14 protein-coding genes are annotated in these 16,661 nt (G+C 66.6%); 3 read left to right on the forward strand and 11 right to left on the reverse strand.

Annotation, left to right across the window (positions count from 1 at the left end; translation table 11 throughout):
- Positions 1-31: 31 nt before the first annotated feature.
- The 8 genes from GM910_RS09905 to GM910_RS09940 all read right to left on the reverse strand — a co-directional run bounded on the left by GM910_RS09905 (position 32) and on the right by GM910_RS09940 (position 10,615).
- Entirely contained in the window at positions 32-1,474 is a 1,443-nt protein-coding gene (locus GM910_RS09905) for an AMP-binding protein (protein WP_159587356.1), read from the reverse strand.
- Between the two features lie 15 nt (positions 1,475-1,489).
- Positions 1,490-2,335 (reverse strand): GNAT family N-acetyltransferase, encoded by an 846-nt coding sequence (locus tag GM910_RS09910; protein WP_159587357.1) that lies wholly within the window; start codon positions 2,333-2,335, stop codon positions 1,490-1,492.
- The gene (locus GM910_RS09915) at positions 2,332-3,633 is read right to left on the reverse strand and encodes a diacylglycerol/polyprenol kinase family protein (RefSeq protein WP_159587358.1); all 1,302 of its coding nucleotides are present in this window, start codon (positions 3,631-3,633) and stop codon (positions 2,332-2,334) included. The genes GM910_RS09910 and GM910_RS09915 overlap by 4 nt, the downstream gene beginning before the upstream one ends.
- Positions 3,630-4,739 (reverse strand): BtaA family protein, encoded by a 1,110-nt coding sequence (locus tag GM910_RS09920; RefSeq protein WP_159587359.1) that lies wholly within the window; start codon positions 4,737-4,739, stop codon positions 3,630-3,632. Before GM910_RS09920 ends, GM910_RS09915 begins: the two co-directional genes overlap by 4 nt.
- Positions 4,732-7,188 (reverse strand): PEP/pyruvate-binding domain-containing protein, encoded by a 2,457-nt coding sequence (locus GM910_RS09925; protein WP_159587360.1) that lies wholly within the window; start codon positions 7,186-7,188, stop codon positions 4,732-4,734. The genes GM910_RS09920 and GM910_RS09925 overlap by 8 nt, the downstream gene beginning before the upstream one ends.
- Positions 7,189-7,205: 17 nt before the next feature.
- A complete protein-coding gene (locus GM910_RS09930) occupies positions 7,206-8,132 on the reverse strand; it encodes a UbiA family prenyltransferase (RefSeq protein ID WP_159587361.1) in 927 nt (308 codons plus the stop codon).
- A gap of 1 nt (position 8,133) precedes the next feature.
- Positions 8,134-9,414, reverse strand: coding sequence for a hydroxymethylglutaryl-CoA reductase (locus GM910_RS09935; RefSeq protein ID WP_159587362.1), 1,281 nt, complete (start codon positions 9,412-9,414; stop codon positions 8,134-8,136).
- A 97-nt stretch (positions 9,415-9,511) separates the two neighbouring features.
- Positions 9,512-10,615 carry an IS630 family transposase gene (locus GM910_RS09940; RefSeq protein ID WP_159587363.1) on the reverse strand — a complete coding sequence of 368 codons (1,104 nt, stop codon included), beginning with the start codon at positions 10,613-10,615 and terminating at the stop codon, positions 9,512-9,514.
- Positions 10,616-10,824: 209 nt separating this feature from the next.
- On the opposite strand from GM910_RS09940, the gene GM910_RS09945 reads away from it, so the two are divergent.
- Positions 10,825-11,157 (forward strand): ATP-binding cassette domain-containing protein, encoded by a 333-nt coding sequence (locus GM910_RS09945; protein WP_246225946.1) that lies wholly within the window; start codon positions 10,825-10,827, stop codon positions 11,155-11,157.
- Positions 11,158-11,171: 14 nt separating this feature from the next.
- Here the strand turns inward: GM910_RS09945 and GM910_RS09950 are convergent, their stop codons facing one another.
- Positions 11,172-11,993 carry a sulfite exporter TauE/SafE family protein gene (locus GM910_RS09950; protein ID WP_159587364.1) on the reverse strand — a complete coding sequence of 274 codons (822 nt, stop codon included), beginning with the start codon at positions 11,991-11,993 and terminating at the stop codon, positions 11,172-11,174.
- Positions 11,994-12,150: 157 nt separating this feature from the next.
- Between GM910_RS09950 and GM910_RS09955 the strand changes: the two genes are divergently transcribed.
- Together GM910_RS09955 and GM910_RS09960 are read left to right on the forward strand one after the other, a co-directional pair.
- Positions 12,151-12,897 carry a FadR/GntR family transcriptional regulator gene (locus GM910_RS09955; RefSeq protein WP_159587365.1) on the forward strand — a complete coding sequence of 249 codons (747 nt, stop codon included), beginning with the start codon at positions 12,151-12,153 and terminating at the stop codon, positions 12,895-12,897.
- A 94-nt stretch (positions 12,898-12,991) separates the two neighbouring features.
- On the forward strand, positions 12,992-14,788 hold the full coding sequence (locus GM910_RS09960; protein ID WP_159587366.1) for a gamma-glutamyltransferase family protein: 1,797 nt from the start codon (positions 12,992-12,994) through the stop codon (positions 14,786-14,788).
- Between the two features lie 35 nt (positions 14,789-14,823).
- Here the strand turns inward: GM910_RS09960 and GM910_RS09965 are convergent, their stop codons facing one another.
- Together GM910_RS09965 and GM910_RS09970 are read right to left on the reverse strand one after the other, a co-directional pair.
- Positions 14,824-15,366, reverse strand: a complete 543-nt coding sequence (locus GM910_RS09965; protein WP_159587367.1) for a macro domain-containing protein — start codon at positions 15,364-15,366, stop codon at positions 14,824-14,826.
- A gap of 148 nt (positions 15,367-15,514) precedes the next feature.
- Positions 15,515-16,510, reverse strand: a complete 996-nt coding sequence (locus GM910_RS09970) for an SDR family NAD(P)-dependent oxidoreductase (protein ID WP_159587368.1) — start codon at positions 16,508-16,510, stop codon at positions 15,515-15,517.
- Positions 16,511-16,661 lie beyond the last annotated feature (151 nt).

Genomic DNA, 16,661 nt, shown 5'->3' on the forward strand with positions numbered 1-16,661 from the left:
CCGGGATGACGCGCGTGGGGAAGACGCGACCTCAATTCATCCCGCTCTGAAGGCGGCGAAGCGCCGCTTTCAGCGCCGGATAATCCACCTTCGAGCGATGCCGCCGGTCAAGAGGGATCGCGGGGACCGGGACGACGCGGATATCTCCCATCGTGCACGCCTTCTCCTGCCAAACCTCAAGCAAGGCGCCGTCCCCTTCGACGGCGAGCACCGGCCTCTCCTCGATCGAAACCAGCGCCGCACGGGCGACGCCCGGCCAGCAGCGCGCCGCCGCTTCCACGCCGAAGGGAAACAGTCGGCCGGCCCGCCCATCCTGCCGTCCGAGCAGCCACAGGCGGCCATTGGCGTCGAGCCGCCCGGCATCACCCGTGCGATGCCAGATCTCGCCGTCGAGCGCCATCTTGGTGGTGCGGTCGTCCTGCTCGTCCAGATAGCCCTTGTTGACATGCTCGCCCGTGACCACGATCTCGTCATCCAGGATCTTCACCCGGATTTCGGGAATGGGCCGGCCGGCCAACAGGCCGCCCCCCTCGCGCATGGCCTGCCAATCCGCCGCCGATATTTCGGACAGACGCTGGTGGGCGATCGGCTCCGCCTCCGTCGAGCCGTAAACGGAAACGATGTCCGCGCCCGGCAGCTTCGAGGATAGACGATCGAGCAGATCGGGAAAGACCGGGCCGCCGCCGGTGAAGATCGTATCGAGCGCCATGTCCGGGCCGTCCACCAGCCCGGCGCAGATCGAAGGCGGGATCAGCGCCCTGTTGATACGGTTGTCCGCGATGTGGCGCGCGATGCGGCCCGCATCAGCCGTCTCCTGGCGGCTGAGGGGCCAGTTGGGCAGGACCGAGGTCACGCCGAGGCTGAGATTGGCCAACACGAAGACCGGGAAGCCAACGAGGTCGACACAGCCGTCGCGCTCCGGCGCCAGCAGCTCGGCGACGCGCGCATTCTGCAGCGCGAGGAAGCGGTGGCTGCGCACGATCGCCTTCGGCCGGCCGGTCGAGCCGCTGGTGAAGGAGATCAGGGCCGGGTGTTCGGTTGCGACGGTTTCGATGCTATCGGCCAATGCCGGCCCGACCGAATGGTCTTCCGGCGAGAGCGTGAGGGGCATGGACCACAGCGCCGGCAAGGCGTAGCGCAGGAACCGGTACCAGCCGGCGGCAAGAAACGCCTTGGGCTTCGTCGCCTCCAGCGCATGGCGCAAGCCCCGCAGCCCCAGCGCCGGTTCGGGGAAGACGGCAACGGCGCCCAGCCGCCACAGCGCCACGAGGCTCGTATAGAGCGCGATGCCGACCGGCATGGCGATCAACACACGGTCTGCCGGCGCGATACCGGCACGCTTCCAGGCCGCCGCCAGGGCCTTCGAGCGCGCCAACAGGTCGCCGTAAGTGGCGCGCGTACCATCGGCGGCGATGATCGCGGTGCGCCCGCTCCTGGCCGTCAGTTCGTCAAGAATGGGTTCGAGCAGGTTCATCGCTCGCGGCCTTCCCTAAAGCCGCTTCCCCATCAGCGCATAACGGCGGAAGACACGCGCGGCATGCCTTTGGCTGCGGTCGCGCGAAACATTCTTCTCGTGCATCAGAGCATGGATGACGTCGGTAAAGCCGAGATCGCGGGCAGTCCTGTGGAAGGTGTCCAGGAGCAGGTGCCCCACACCCCGGCGGCGGCTGGCATAGGTCTTCACGATGGCCGTCTTCGGCTCCTTGCCTTCCGCCAGGTTGGGCAGACCGAAGAGGAAGCCCACGATCCCGTCGGCATCCCTGGCGAAAAGGACAAGCCGCGGATCGACGGCCGGCAGCACCGGTTCGTAGAGAGCCTGAAAGGCTTCGCGGGAGATCGGCTTGAAGAATGGGTTCGCGGCAAAACTTGCCGCCGACATATCGAAGAGATGGGCGAGCAGCCCTTGTGCCTCCTCTCCGTCCCACGGACGGACGGTCACCCCGTCGACCGCGGGCGGGACGGAGGGGCCGATGGCTTCATCGAGTGGGGCGCGGGCGGAGATGTAGGACGAGACCGGCGTGAAGCCGCACGCCTCGAATGCTTCCCTGTCATACGGCCCGCTCACCGGCTCCAGGGGAAAGGGCGGCGAACCGTCGCTCTCGGTGACGAGGCGGTAGCTGTGCCAGGTGTCGCCGTCCATGGGACCGAGAATGGCCTGGAAGCCCTCGCAGCGCAGCGCTTCCTCCGCCTTGGCCAGAATGCCCGCGCCCGCCGCCGCGCTCCCGCAGCGAAAGCCGCCTATGGCAGCCGTTCGCAACCCGTCCCAGCCCGGCGCGTCGCGGTGGATGCGGCATGCCGCGCCGTCCGTCTCGATGTCCTGTGGAGCCGTGTTCATAGGAAAAATACCTTTGCCATGAAGAAGGTGACAGGGACCGGCAGTGCCAGCGCCAGGGTGCGCGGGCCGCGATAGCGGTCGAGGAGTTGGGGCCAAAGAAGCGGGATCGTAAGGCACACCGCGAAGCTGGCGGCGATCCACGGCCACAGCGGCCCGTGCCACGCGGCGGCCTCCAGGTTGCGTCCGGCGACCGCCACACTGACAGCAAAGAGGACGACGGCCCCTGCCCCGGCCAGCGCCAGCCGGCGCCCGGCGGCCAGCACCACGAAGACGAGGGCGGCACCGGCGAAGGAGAGGTTGTACATGCTGATCGCGTTACGGTCGGCATAGCGGCCCACGAACAGCCAGAACACGGCGACCACGACGACGAGCGCCAGGACGTCGAGATCCGGATAGCGGCTCTTGCACGGGCGGACATGCCGCGCCGCCAGATGAGCGAGGATCGCCAGCACCGGCAGCAGCGCGTTATGCACCTCCGTCACCGCGCAGATCATGAAGACGGCGATGGTGTAGGCGCGCGCGGCGTGGTTCGACAGGCTGAGCCTGGGCGCCAGAATGAGAACCACGAGCAGTGTCGCAAGGAAGAAGAGCGTCAGCCCCAGAAGCGGCAGCGGCGGCGTTTCCAGATGGCTCGACAGGAAAAGATGAAGCCCGACGGGAAGGAACAGGTTGTCGAAGCCGTGCCAGGAATCGGCCTCCACCAGCGTGCCGAAGGCGGCGATGACGAGCGAGAGCAGAACGACGTTCGGGCGCGCGATGTCCGTCATCAGGAGCAGCAGGACCATGGCGACGATCCACGTCACCAGGAAGAACATCGCCGAGCCTTCGAAGCTCTTCGTCCCGGTCTCCACGGAGAGGAATCTACTGCCGTAGAGCACCCCTGTCATCGCTGCCGCCGCGTCCGAGAGCGTCACCACGGCGATGGGCAGCACGTAGAGGACAGGGTTGCCGTGGGAGAAGAAGAAGACGATGCCGACGGCCAGCGCCAGCAGGATGTCGCCATAGGAATGGCGCTCGACGCTGTGCAGCGTCGATCCGAGGCCGCTGCGGGCGAGGACCGGTGTGCGCAAGAGCAGGAGGACCGCCGCCGCGCCACCGGCGATGACAAGAACCGGCCAGCGGTTCGCGAACATCCAGGGCAGCGTCAGCGCATAGGCGCCCGTGGCGACGTGGACACTCTTGCGCTGCAACTCGGCCGACCACGCGAAGTGCCGCGCAAGCCACTTCACCGCCATCATGATGGCGAGCAGCATCGCCATGGACAAGGCGATCAGACCGACCTGCGGCGCGATGCTCATCTCACCTCCTCGACGACGAAGTCCGAATAGAAGAAGGCCTTGTCCATGGCGCGTCCGCGCGTCTCCACATCCTCCACCGTGCGCATGCGGTCGCCGAACTCCGGCGGCATGCGGCGCGGCGCCATCATGTTCCAGTAGACGAGGCGGGCGCCCGGATTGGCGGCGCCGATCAGGCTGCCATAGACTGCGCGGAAGGTATCCTCGCCCATATATTCGAAGATGTCGGAGAGATTGAAGCCGTCCGCCTTCTCGCCGGTCGCCACGAAGGTTTCGAGAGAGCCGTGGCGTATGTCGAGCCGGTCGAGCCGGTCGCGGATGGTCTCGAAGTGCTCGGGCCGGAGCGCCAGCGGCAGGGCCTCACCGTGCGTGCCCTTGAGGATCCAATGCAGATAGGGGTTCTGGGCAGGGTCAAGATTGGCGACCGCGTGCACGATGCGGCGTGCAACGTGATCGGCGACGCTGCCTTCCACATGGTCGAAGAAGGCCGGGTCGCGGCCAAGCCGCCCCATGGTGAAACGCGAGAAGAAGAACTTGAGCAGGAGGCGCCAGCGCCAGGTGTCCCATTCCTCCTGCAGGAAGCGCTCGCGCTCCGCCCGCGGGCGCGACCGGAGAAGCGCGTCGACCGTCGAGCGGCTATGGACGAGCGGCAGGACGTTGCGCCGGAAGATGCGGAAATAGCGCTCGAACCGGCCGGCGCCGCCGAGCCCGTGCTCGACCACCTCGTCACGGAGCGCGGCCCAGAAGGCTTGCGAGGTATCGGGAAGCCGGGTGGCGACCTCGTCGAGAAGGGCGCCGCGGCGGCCGGAAGGGCGCGAGCCCATCAGTTCCAGAAGGGCGGCGTGGTCGAGCGTCCGGTAGGCGGCAATACGGATCTTCAGACACTCGATCTGGGCGGCCGACAGGTCGACGGCGACGACGCGCTCGGGATCGAGGGTGAGCATGGCGAGCGCGTTGTCGCCCGCCGAGCAGATCGAGACGAGGGTCGCGCCGGAAAGCGCCTCGCGGCCCTCCGCAAGGCTGGCCAACAGGCAATCCGCATCCTCCCAGAGCTGGGCGTAGCGGATCTTCTCGAAACTGGCCTTGGCGGCGATTTCGGTATCAGGCATCGAGCTTCCTCACGGTCCCCGCGGCCCCGTCCACCGCGATACGCTCGCCCGAGGTCAGCCATTCGGTCGCGCCACGCACGCCGACGACGCAGGGCAGCCCCAGTTCGCGGGCAACGATAGCCGAGTGGGAAAGAAGACTGCCGCGCTCCACGACGATGGCCGAGGCGTTGGCGAAGAGCGCGATCCACCCCGGATCGGTAAAGCGCGCCACCAGCACCTCGCCCTGCTTCACGGATTGGGTGCGCGGATCGCGCACCACGCGCGCGGGCGCCTGAACGATGCCGGCGCAACAGGCCGTTCCCGTGCGCACCTCCTCGTCGTCGTCGTCATCACCAGGTGAAGCGGACGGCACGTCCGCCGCGTTTATGGCAGCGCCTTTGATGGTGAGCCGTTCGGGCGGATCGGGCCGCTTTTCAGCGCGCGCCATCTCCGCCTTTCTTGCGGCGGCGAGCGGCGCAAGGTCCGTGCTCGTGCCGAAGCCCTCGATGGCGCCAAGCACTTCAGGCACCGTGAGATGGAAGACATCGCGGGCATCCTCCAAAACACCGTGGGCGTGAAACTGCCGCCCCATGGCGAGGAAGAGACGCCGTGCATGGCCAAAGACGCGCGTGCGCTCGAAGCGCAGGTTCTCCCGGTCGCGCACCCGCGCCTTGGCCAAGGCCAGCACGCGGCGGGCGATGAAGCGCCGGATCGGGCGGCCGGTAAAGAGCGCAGCGACAGGATCCTTCTCCCGCTCTTCACGGTGCACGGGCTTGCGCCCGCTGCGCGCCGCGGCGGCGATGGCCGCGAGCAGCGGGCGCGGCTCCTCCTCCAGCGTGATGCTTTCGAGCTTGAGTTCCTGGGTGCAGCGGTCGCCGAACTTGGCGATGTAGTCCGCGACCTCCCGTTCAAGCTCCGGGTGCTGCGTGAGGGCAGCGAAATCGCCGGCCTCCAGAGCCTCGATAAGTCCTTCCTCGCCAGCCGCCAGTGTTCCCATGCGGGCGATGCGCCGGGCGGGCTCGGCGGAGACGATGTCGCCCTGGCCGATCATGACGTCGTTGTGGACTTCCAATCCCGCTTGCCCCGCCCAGCGCTCGATAAGCTTGCGCGATGCGCCGAACATCATCATGCACAAGAGATCGTTGACAAGCGGCGCGTCCCAGCGGTCGAGCAGTTCGCCTTCCACCCGCCGATATTCCGCTGCCAGCGCGGTAGGCGGCATTGCGTCGATGTCGGCGGGCTTCACTTCAAGCGCCCGGTCCAGCCGCCCGTGAAAAGCGCGGATCGTGCGCGGCAGGCGGATTGCCTCGCGGACGAGCCCAAGGCCGGTTCTGCCGATGCGGGCATATTCCCTGACCGCCGCCCAGCCCTTCGCCGGCTTCGGCGCCAGCGCGTCGGCGATCTCGGCGGGCAGCGGCTCGCTCACGCCCATCATGGTTTCCATATGCGCGCGGTTGAGCGAGAAGCCGGGCAGAAGCGCGATGAGCCGGTACCAGTTGATCAGGTTGTAGTAAACCCGGCAGTCGATGCGCCCCAGAAGGTTCTCGAAGGCGGCGCCCTGGGCGCGGATTACATCCTCGCGCACGCCCAGAAGCGCCATGAGAACCGGGTAGACCCGCGCATAGACATATTGCGCGAAGCTGTAGGTGAGCGGGGAGACGAGGCCCGGATAGCTCTCGATGATATTGGAGTTGTCGAAGATGGTGATCTTCGGATCGGCGATGGGTGCCGTGCGCAGCGGCGTGGTGATCGGACGCGCCTGGAGGAGGAAGAGGCGCCCGCCTTCGAACGCCCATTCGACATCTTGCGGGGCGCCCCGTGCCGCCTCGATCCGGGCGACCATGGCGGAAAGCGCCTCGAGGTCGTCCCTGGACAGAACGCCCTCCTCGGGTCCTTGCAGGAGGGCGCCGCTGAGGCGATCGACAAGATAATCATCGCCATCCGTCTCGCCGCCGACGAGCCGATCGCCAAGGCCGGCGACGGCGGAGACGACCATGCGGTCGCGCCGGCCGGAGACGGGATCGGCCGAGAAGGCGACGCCCGCCACCCGCGCCCGAACCAGCCGCTGGACAAGGACAGCGGGCGCATGATCGCCCGATCCAAGGCCGCGCTCGGCGCGATAGGCGCGCAGCGTCTCGGTGCCGCCGGACTTCCAGATGCGGTGCGCGGCCTTGGGCACATCGGCAGCCTCAACATCCAGAAGCGACAGGAACTGGCCGGCATGGGAATGCTCGGCGCCGTCCTCTTCGCGGGCCGAAGAGCGAACGGCGAAGGGGCCGGGGCCGATGTCTTTCAGATGGCCGGCGAGCCCCTTCCTTACCTCGGCGCGCAAGCCGGTGCGGGTGAAGGCCGCGGGCGTGATGGTGAAGAAGGGCGGCACGTCGAACCCGTCCTGCGCGAGGGCGGCAAGGGTCGCAGCCTTGCCGCCGATCTCCGCCGCTTCCGCCCCCTCCGATCCGTTGACGATCATGCTGGTCGCCCCTCCCCTCATGCGAACAGCGGCACAAAGCCGGCCGCACCGTAGCAGATCAGAACCCACAAACCGGCCATCGCGTCTACCCGGCGTTCGGCACCTTTGGTGGGAGCGCGAAGGTAGAGCAATGCGCTCACGAGACAGACCGCAAGCCCCAGGAAACCGACGATGGCGACAGCATGGAAAGCCCCCACCGCGCGGCCCACCGCCAGTAACAGGCCGAAGCCGGCGAGAAGCAGTGCGCACCACAGAAAGGCCGCTCTTCGCGGGCCGAGCAAGGCCGAATAGGTGTCCACCCCCTCCCGCTCGTTTTCCGGCGCCCGCAGCTTGCGGCCGATCTCGATCACGCAGCCGTTGACGAAGCTCAAGACCAGAAACAGCCAGAGCTTCTCCGGTGGAGCACCGCTTGCCGTCAGCCACTCGCAGCCCGTCACCAAAAGGTCGAGCAGCGGCATGATCATCATATGCGAGACGAGATAGAGGAACGGCCGCGCGCGCAGCCACTCCGGCGCGAAGAACTCGACCGTCATCAATCCCAACCACAGCCAGGCGAGGGCCAGAAGCCACAGCAGCGCGGGCGCGAGCATCGCCGCCGCGACAGCCGCCACCGGCACGGCAGCAAGCCCGATACCGACGATCACCTTGAGGTCGACGAGACCGCGCGGAACGGGAAGCCCCGGCCGGTAGCGGCGGTCGAGGTCGGCATCCTTGACCTCGTCGCAGGCGCGCAGTTGCAGGAAGACGGTGAAGGCGACGATGAAAGCCACCGCGTAGATTGCCAGGGAGGGAAGCGGCCTGCCGGCGAGGAAGGCGGAGACGTTGACGCTCGCCGCAGAGAAGACGGCGACGAGCAGCGCGGTCCTGGCGACCGGAAAGCGCTCGCGCTGGTAGATCCACAGGCGCTGCGCCAGCAGCAGCGCCATCTCGCCCGCCGCCGACATCTCAGCGCTCCCTGGCAAGCTTGCGGTGGGCGCTGGCGAACTCGCCGGCGGCAAGCGCGCCGATGATGGAAATCTCCCCGCACAGGCACAGCGAGGCGACGACCTCTGCAAGTGATGCCGCCTTGCCCGGCCCCTGCAGCCCCATGAGGCGCAGGGCTGCCGATTGGCTGGGCAGGCCCGTGCCGCCGCCGACGGAGCCGACCAGGATGTTGGGCAGCGTCACCGACGTGAAGAGATCGCCGTTGCGGCTTTCCACACGGGTAAAGCCGATGGCGGATTCGGATACACAGGCCGCATCCTGCCCGGTGGCGATGTAGAAGGCCGCCAGTCCATTGGCATAGTGCCCCTGGGCGCCCAATTGCCCGCTCAGCATGGCGCCGAGATTGGCCATCTGCGCATAGTCGAGAAAACGCTCGACACTGACATGCAGGTATTTTTCGACCAGCGCACGCGGCAGCGTCACCGATGCCGTCACCTTGCGGCCGCGGCCCGAGGTGAGGCCGAGATAGGTGCTCTTCTTGTCGCCGGAATAGTTCGCCTCGATGAACCAGTGCAGCGGGCGGATCGGACAATGCGTCTCGATATGCCGGCACAGTGCCTCGGTGGCGATGGTGACCATATTCTGGCCGGAGGCGTCGCCGGTGGTGTAGCGGCACAAAAGGAAGACGATCTCGTTGTCCATCAAGGGTTCGATGGAAACGAGCCGGCCATACCGGGTAGTCGCCTCCGCCGCGGCCTTAAGATCGCCGCTCGCATGCACCACCCATTCCAGGAAAAGGCCGGCGTCCAGTACATTGGCGAATTTGAAGCCGGGGCTGCGCAGCACGCCCTCCGTCAACATCACGGCGGCAATTCCGCCGGCGCGGGAGGCAAGTTCGGCGCCGCGCGCATAGGAGGCGACAAGGGCCGCCTCCGTCGTGGCGAGAGGGACGATGAAATCGCCGTTGGCGTTGAGCCCGTTGATGCGCATGGGCCCCACCACGCCCACAGGCATCTTCACCGTACCGATCATGTTCTCGATATTGGCCGCGTAGCGTTCGGCCGTCTCGCGCGTCTCTCCGTCGGCCAGGACGCCTTCCAGCTCCTCCGCCTCCGGTCGCACGGCACGGATTGCCTCCCACAACCTCGCAATGGAGGCGGCGGAGACGCGGCGGGCGCTACGCAACGCGCGGGAGCGCGGCTCCTCGGCCTGCCCTTTCAGGCGGCTGCGCACCTGCTGTTCGGTGAAGGTTGCCCGCAGATGCGCAAGGCGCTGAACGATGCTGTGAGAGATGATCGACATTCCCCCTCCCCGGTGGTGCAGCGAATATCTGGCAGCGCGGATCCTGCGCAACAGGCAAAGCTATAGAGCAACTAGATTTCAAACTAGTCACGTGAATCTAAAGTTCGCCACATAAGGTCTGCTCTGTTTTTTGGCAGAAGCGTTTGACTGATGAGAGGATCTCGTCGGCGGACTTGGTCCATTTGTAGGGTTTGGGTTTTTCGTTGTGCCGCTCGATGAAGGTGCGGATATCGGCTTCGAGCTGGCTGGTCGAGGTGTGAACGCCGCGCCGTAGCTGCTTGCGGGTAAGCTCGGCGAACCAGCGTTCGACCTGGTTGATCCAGGAGGCCGACGTCGGCGTGAAATGCACATGATAGTGCGGCCGCCGCGCCAGCCAGGTCCGGATCGCTGCCGTCTTATGCGTGGCATAATTATCCATGATGATGTGGACATCGAGACCTTGCGGGACATGGGCGTCGATCTGCTTGAGGAAGTCGAGAAACTCGGCCGCGCGGTGGCGCTTGTAGCATTTACCGATCACGAAACCCGAGGCGATATCGAGGGCTGCGAACAAGGAAGTGGTGCCGTGACGGACATAGCTATGGGTTCGGCGCTCGGGAATGCCGGGCATCATCGGCAGGACGGGCTGTTCGCGGTCGAGCGCCTGGATCTGGCTCTTCTCATCGACGCTGAGAACCAGCGCCCTGTTGGGCGGTGACAGGTAAAGGCCGACGATGTCGCGGACTTTGTCGACGAACAGCGGATCGCTGGAAAGCTTGAACGTCTGCGAGCGATGCGGCTGCAAGCCGAACGCGGTCCAGATCCTGCGGATCGTCGTGTGCGAAAAGCCAGTGGCATTGCCCATGGAGCGGATCGACCAGTGGGTGGCGTCCGCCGGGGTCGATCGCAGCGTGCGCTCGATCACGGCAGCGACCTGATCGTCATCGATCGTGCGCGGCCTGCCAGGGCGCGCTTCATCCAGAAGGCCGCCAATGCGCTCCTTCAAAAAGCGCCGCCGCCACTTGCCGACGGTATGCTCATGAACGCCGAGCTCGGCTGCCACGGACTTGCTGGCAAGGCCATCTGCGCACCGCAGAATGATCCGGCATCGTTCAGACATTGACCGCGCCACACGACGCCGGCGAACCTGACGCTCAAGATAAGCCCGCTCATCCGCACTCAACACCAGCGGCGAAATCGGCCGTCCAGTCGCATTGGCCATCGACTCGCTCCTTCTTCAGTCGCGAGCACAATCCTATAATGAAATGAACTTCAGTTCCAGGTGACTAGTACCTGATTCGGCTTCCTCCGGAGCGGTTCCGGCCGACCCGCAGCCTATCGCAGAGACATCTCCCTGCTGCGCTTCCAGAAGCTCTATCAGGACCCGCCCGCCGCCTTCCCGCCCCACCAGGCGATCCGCAGGGGGGCCTCGTGAAGCTGCACCGGCGGCGGTGGGACGAGGTGGAGCAACTGCTTGCGCGCTTTCGGCTGCAGAATGATCTGCTCGACCGGCTGCCCGGCCGGATCTCGGGAGGCGAATTGCAGCGCTTCGCGATCCTGCGCTCCCTGCTGCTCGATCCCGTCTTCCTGTTCGCCGACGAGGCCACGTCCCGCCTCGACCCCGTCAGCCAGAAGGAGGTGGTCGACGTTCTGCTCGAAGTCGCACGCGACACCGGCCTCGGCGTCCTTCTCGTCACGCACGATCACGCCCTTGCGGAGAAAATATCGAGGCGGACGGTGACGTTGGCGCAACGCCACGCATAACGCGGCGGCTCAGGTCACAGAACGCTTGTGATCATCCTTATGCTGGTGATGGCCAGGAACGCGGCAAAGCAGTAGCGCAATGCCATCGGCGGTATGGCATGCGCAATCCTCGCACCCAGAGGCGCCGTCAGCATCGACAAGGGAACGATGGCCAGCAGGCCGGCAAGGTTGACGTAGCCGACCGACAAGGGCGGCAGGTCCGGCAGCCCCCAACCGAAATAAGCGTAGCCCAGCGTGCCGGGGATGGCGATGATCAGCCCTATGGCCGAAGCGGTTCCGACGGCGAGGCGGATCGGGTAGCTGAAGAAGGACAGGATCGGCACCGACAACGTGCCGCCGCCGATGCCCATCATCACCGAGAAAAGGCCGATGATCGTGCCCAGGATCTCCTTGAGCGGCGTCTTCGGCATGCGCCGTGCCACCCTTTCCGCGGGCTTGAAGGCCATGTTGACCGCCACGAGGGCGGCGACGGCGGCGAAGACGAGGGTGAGCACCTCGCCCGCGACGTTGCCGCCGAGGATCGTTCCCGCGACGACGCCGAACGCAACCGCCGGCCCCCAGCTCTTGAGGAGCGCGGTATCGACGCTCCCCTTCTTCCAATGCGCGCGCGCCGAGATGAAACCGGTGAAGATGATGGTCGCCAGCGAAGTGCCCACCGCGACGTGCATCCTCACCTCTTCCTCGATGTCGAGCCCGATGAAGACGAAGAACAGCACCGGCACGATGACAATGCCGCCGCCGACCCCGAGCAGCCCCGAGATCACGCCGGCGACGGCGCCGGTTGCGGCGAGGATTGCGATCAGCGTGAGGGCTTCTGCGAGATCGATTTGGAGCATGATCGAAGGTTCTCAAGATAAAGGGCCCCGGGCGGGCACGGGATGAAGTGATGGTGCGCCGCCCTTGCCCAGCGGAACCGCTTGACAAGGGAGGCGAAGGTGACGTTATAGAGAGGGAACCATTGCAAGAAAAGGTCTCTCTTTGAAGGGTGAACTTTTGAGCCTGGACAACGTCCGCTCCAATTCCTCCATCGCGTTGGAAAAGCTTCGCCAGATCGTGCGCGAGCACCGCGACGACGTGGGATGGCAGCTCCCGCCCGAGCGGGAACTGGCGCTTTCCATGGGGCTCGGCAGGCGCGCCGTCCGCCGCGCAATGGAGGTCCTGGAAGCCGAGGGGCTGGTGTGGCGCCAGCAGGGAAAGGGAACCTTTGTCGGGCGTCGTCCCGCCCTGCAGCCGCAGTTCTACGGCAATCTCGCCGAGCGGACCAATCCGTCCGAGGTGATGGAGGCGCGGCTGCAGATGGAGCCGGCCCTTGCCCGCATGGCCGCACTTCGCTGCTCGAACGAGGATATCGCCGCCCTTGAGAGGCTGGCCAGGAAAACGATGGCCGCCTCCGACGACGACGGCTGGGAACTGTGGGACAGCGCCTTCCACCGCCGCATCGCCGAATGCGCCGGCAACGGGTTGATGCTGGCGCTGTTCGACGTGGTGCAGCGCATCCGCCAGGAGCCGGACTGGCGGCAGTTGAGGGCGATGGCCAGGACATCGGAGCGGCGCGCCCGCTCGCATCGGAACCACGAGGAGATCGTGGCGGCGATCGCCAGCCGCGACGGCGCAGCGGCCGAACGCGCCATGCGGCGGCACCTGAGCGCCATCAACGCCGATCTCCAGTCGATCATGTTGGGCGGCGAGGAGGCGGAGCCGGCGAGCGCGCCCGCGGCTCGAAGGACCTCCGCCGCATGAGCCAGACCGAGGCGCTTGTAGAGCTGGCTCTGAAAAGCCGCGTGCGACGGCCTGAGCGACAACTGACAATTCAATAAGACGGAGCGACTGATCCATGTTCACCACAAGGCCGGAGATCCTCGGCACGTTCGGCGTCGTCACCTCCACCCACTGGCTCGCCTCCTCCTCCGGCATGGCGATGCTGGAGCGCGGCGGCAACGCCTTCGACGCCGCCGTCGCCGCCGGCTTCGTGCTGCAGGTGGTGGAGCCGCATCTGGTGGGGCCCGGCGGCGAGGTGCCCATCGTCTTCCATTCGGCGCGCACCGGCGAAACGCAGGTGCTCTGCGGCCAGGGGACGGCGCCGAAGGGTGCCACCATCGAGCATTACAAATCCGAGGGACTGACGCTCGTGCCCGGCAACGGGCTTCTGGCGACGGTGATCCCTGGCTCCTTCGACGCCTGGCTCCAGCTCCTGCGCGACTATGGCCGGCTTTCGCTTTCGGAGGTGTTGGCGCCGGCGATCCACTATGCCGAAAAGGGCCATCCGCTGCTGCCGCGCGTGGTCGACACCATCGCCGGGCTCAAGGATTTCTTCGCCCGCGAATGGCCGACCTCGGCGGCTTTCTTCACTCCGGGAGGGCGGGCGCCCGCGCCGCGCGAACTCTTCCGCAACGAGGCGCTGGCCCAAACGTGGCGGCGCATCGTCCGCGAAGCTGAATCGGCGGGTGGGAACAGGGAAAAGCAGATCGAGAAGGCGCGCGATGCCTTCTATCGCGGCTTCGTGGCCGAGGAGATCGAGCGCTTCGTCCGCGAGAACGAAGTGATGGACGAAAGCGGCAGCCGCCACCGCGGCGTGATCACCGCCGACGACATGGCCGGCTGGCAAGCGACCTACGAGGCGCCGCTCACCTACGACTACCATGGCTACACGCTCAACAAGATCGGTCCGTGGGGCCAGGGACCGGTCTTCCTGCAGACCCTGGCGCTGCTCAAGGGCCTGGACATCTCCGCCATGGACACACGCGGGCCCGACCTGGTGCACACGCTGACGGAGGCCATGAAGCTCGCCTTCGCCGACCGCGAAGCCTATTACGGCGATCCGGACTTCATCGACGTGCCGATAGAGCACCTCCTCTCCGACGTCTACAACGACGAACGGCGCAAGCTGATCGGTCACGAAGCGTCTCTGGAGCTCAGGCCGGGCAATGTGCCTGGCTACGATGAGCAGGTGCGACGCATGATGGAAGCGCTGGAGCGGCTGTCGCAGGTCGCGAGCCTGGAGGCCGTCTCGTCCGAGCCCACCATGGCCGACATGCGCTCGGTGCGGCGCGGCGATACGGTGCATATCGACGCCATCGACGCGGAGGGCAACATGGTGGCGGCCATGCCGTCCGGCGGCTGGCTGCAGTCCTCGCCCTATATCCCCTCGCTCGGCTTCATGCTCAACAGCCGGGCGCAGATGTTCTGGCTGGAGCCGGACCTTCCCGGCAGCCTGGCGCCGGGAAAGCGCCCGCGCACCACGCTCACCCCGAGTCTCGCCCACAGGGAGGGGCGGCCCTACATGGCGTTCGGCACGCCCGGCGGCGACCAGCAGGAGCAGTGGCAGCTCCTGTTCTTCCTGCGTCACGTCCACCACGGGCTCAACCTGCAGGAGGCGATCGACATGCCGATGTCGCACACGACCCACTTCCCCACCTCCTTCTACCCGCGCGACAGGAAGCCCGGCCATCTGGCCGTCGAGGAGAGTTTTGGGGCCGAGACCATCGCCGCGCTCAGGGCGCGCGGCCACCGGCTGGAGGTGACGCCGGAATGGACGATCGGGCGCATGGTCGCCGCCGCGCGCGGCGAGGACGGCGTCCTGCGCGCCGCCGCCACGCCGCGCCTCATGCAGGCCTACGCCGTCGGCCGGTGAAGGCGGGAGGGGACGGTAGCGGAAGACCGCCGCCGTCAACCCGCGCGGCCGGTCGCCTTCAACGTCTCTTCGGCGAACATCTCGACGAGCGCCTCGCTGGTCAGCACGTGCCTGACGACCCGCACGGTTTCCGCCCTGCCCAACGCCTCGGCCACCGCCGTGCAGGCGATGGGTGCGGCCTCTTCCACCGGATAGCCGAAAGCGCCGGTGGAGATCGCCGGAAAGGCAAGCGATCCGATGCCCTTCTCATCCGCCAGCGCGATGGCCGACGAGTAGCACCGCGCCAGCAGCTCGGCTTCCGGCTTGTCCATGCCGTAGATCGGGCCGAGGCAGTGGATGACATGGGCGTTGGGGAGCCGGAAAGCGCCGGTGATCACCGCCTCTCCGGGCCGGATCGGAGCCAGCGGCCGGCAGGCCTGCGCCAGCTCCGGCCCGGCCTTGCGATGGATGGCGCCGGCCACGCCGCCACCGGGCATCAGCTCGGCATTCGCTGCATTGACGACGGCGTCCATATCCGCCTGTTCGGTAATATCGCCGACGGCGATATCGATGGCCGCCCTTTCGAGTTCGATACGCATCCGTCTTTCCTTTCTGCCATGCTGCGGAAAGCGTCCTTCTGGCCATAGTTTCCCGTCGACAAAGGCCGTTTGCAACCGCCACTGCTTGCCCACACCCCGAGGTGGCGGCATTTATTTGCGATGCACGGAGCAGGCGCCGCCACAGCAGCTACTTGAGCGTCAGCAGATCGACGATCGGATTGTGCTCCATCATGTCGTTCTGAAGCTGGTCGTGCGCGGCGTTCACCGGGTCGATGCCGTCCTTGTACGGTCCGACAACCAAGCGCCCGGGCCGCGCACCGAACGGCATCGACGCCAGTTCTATCACCGCATCGGAGACTTCCCGCGGATCGAGGTCGCCGTCGGGCGCGAGCCCGTCGAGCATGGCCTCCACATGCGGCGCATAGATATCGAGCTTCGCCCGGTCCTCCGCATCGAGGCGGGCCAGCATTTCCTCCCAATAACGGATCGCGTTGGCCTGAAGCTCGGTGGGATAGGCGCCCGCCGGCTGCACGATGGAAACCTCGATGCCGGACGCGGCCACCTCATAGGCAAGCGCGTCGGCAGCGGCCTCCACCGCCAGCTTGGAGGCGCAGTAGCCGCCGAGCATGGGATCGATCGCCCGCCCGAGCGCGCTCGACATCTGGATGATCGCACCGCCGCCATGCTCCCGCATATGCGGCACGACAGCCCGGAACATGCGCAAGGCGCCGCCCATGTTCGTGTCGATGTTCGAGGCGAAATCCTGCGGCGTCTGCAACTCCACGGGCCCGGGAACGACGATGCCGGCATTGCTGACGAGAACGTCGATCCGTCCGGCATTCTCGATCGCGCGGGCGACGCCGGCATTCACCGACCCCTCGCTCAGCACATCGATCTCGACAACGTCGACGGCCGCGCCATCGCCCGAAAGCGCCCGCAGCTCTTCGGCGGCGGAAGTGTTCCGGCCACCCAAATCCCGCATCGTGGCAATCACGTGAGCGCCTTTTCGGGCGAAGCCCTCCGCCATCAGCCGGCCGAAGCCCGAGCTCGTGCCGGTGATCAGCACCACCGGCCGGCCGCCGGTCTCCGCCTGCGACCAGCCGGCACGGGTCGTCGCCAAGGTGGCAAGAGCCGCACCGCCCAGAAGCACAGTGCGGCGTGAGATCGTCGATTTGTCCTGCATGATTGAACTCCTCATTTTTGCGGAAAAGGTCGGCGGTCCGCCCGGTCGGCGGCCGGCGCGGTCTTCCGGGAAACCCCTTTCAGGGACAGGATGACGGCGGTGCGCTCGTTGTGGTAGCTATGACATTTGAAAATCACTGTCGCTTTAAGGA

Origin of the sequence: Chelativorans xinjiangensis (assembly GCF_009812055.1) — a bacterium.
Classification (GTDB): domain Bacteria; phylum Pseudomonadota; class Alphaproteobacteria; order Rhizobiales; family Rhizobiaceae; genus Chelativorans; species Chelativorans xinjiangense.

What these genes read in the sequence shown, in the direction of transcription:
- GM910_RS09920 (WP_159587359.1), bottom strand. Translation starts at nt 4,739, where the DNA reads ATGCCTGATACCGAAATCGCCGCCAAGGCCAGTTTCGAGAAGATCCGC.
- GM910_RS09940 (WP_159587363.1), bottom strand. Translation starts at nt 10,615, where the DNA reads ATGGCCAATGCGACTGGACGGCCGATTTCGCCGCTGGTGTTGAGTGCG.
- GM910_RS09965 (WP_159587367.1), bottom strand. Translation starts at nt 15,366, where the DNA reads ATGCGTATCGAACTCGAAAGGGCGGCCATCGATATCGCCGTCGGCGAT.
- GM910_RS09905 (WP_159587356.1), bottom strand. Translation starts at nt 1,474, where the DNA reads ATGAACCTGCTCGAACCCATTCTTGACGAACTGACGGCCAGGAGCGGG.
- GM910_RS09950 (WP_159587364.1), bottom strand. Translation starts at nt 11,993, where the DNA reads ATGCTCCAAATCGATCTCGCAGAAGCCCTCACGCTGATCGCAATCCTC.
- GM910_RS09970 (WP_159587368.1), bottom strand. Translation starts at nt 16,510, where the DNA reads ATGCAGGACAAATCGACGATCTCACGCCGCACTGTGCTTCTGGGCGGT.
- GM910_RS09960 (WP_159587366.1), top strand. Translation starts at nt 12,992, where the DNA reads ATGTTCACCACAAGGCCGGAGATCCTCGGCACGTTCGGCGTCGTCACC.
- GM910_RS09935 (WP_159587362.1), bottom strand. Translation starts at nt 9,414, where the DNA reads ATGTCGATCATCTCTCACAGCATCGTTCAGCGCCTTGCGCATCTGCGG.
- GM910_RS09930 (WP_159587361.1), bottom strand. Translation starts at nt 8,132, where the DNA reads ATGTCGGCGGCGGGCGAGATGGCGCTGCTGCTGGCGCAGCGCCTGTGG.
- GM910_RS09915 (WP_159587358.1), bottom strand. Translation starts at nt 3,633, where the DNA reads ATGAGCATCGCGCCGCAGGTCGGTCTGATCGCCTTGTCCATGGCGATG.
- GM910_RS09910 (WP_159587357.1), bottom strand. Translation starts at nt 2,335, where the DNA reads ATGAACACGGCTCCACAGGACATCGAGACGGACGGCGCGGCATGCCGC.
- GM910_RS09925 (WP_159587360.1), bottom strand. Translation starts at nt 7,188, where the DNA reads ATGATCGTCAACGGATCGGAGGGGGCGGAAGCGGCGGAGATCGGCGGC.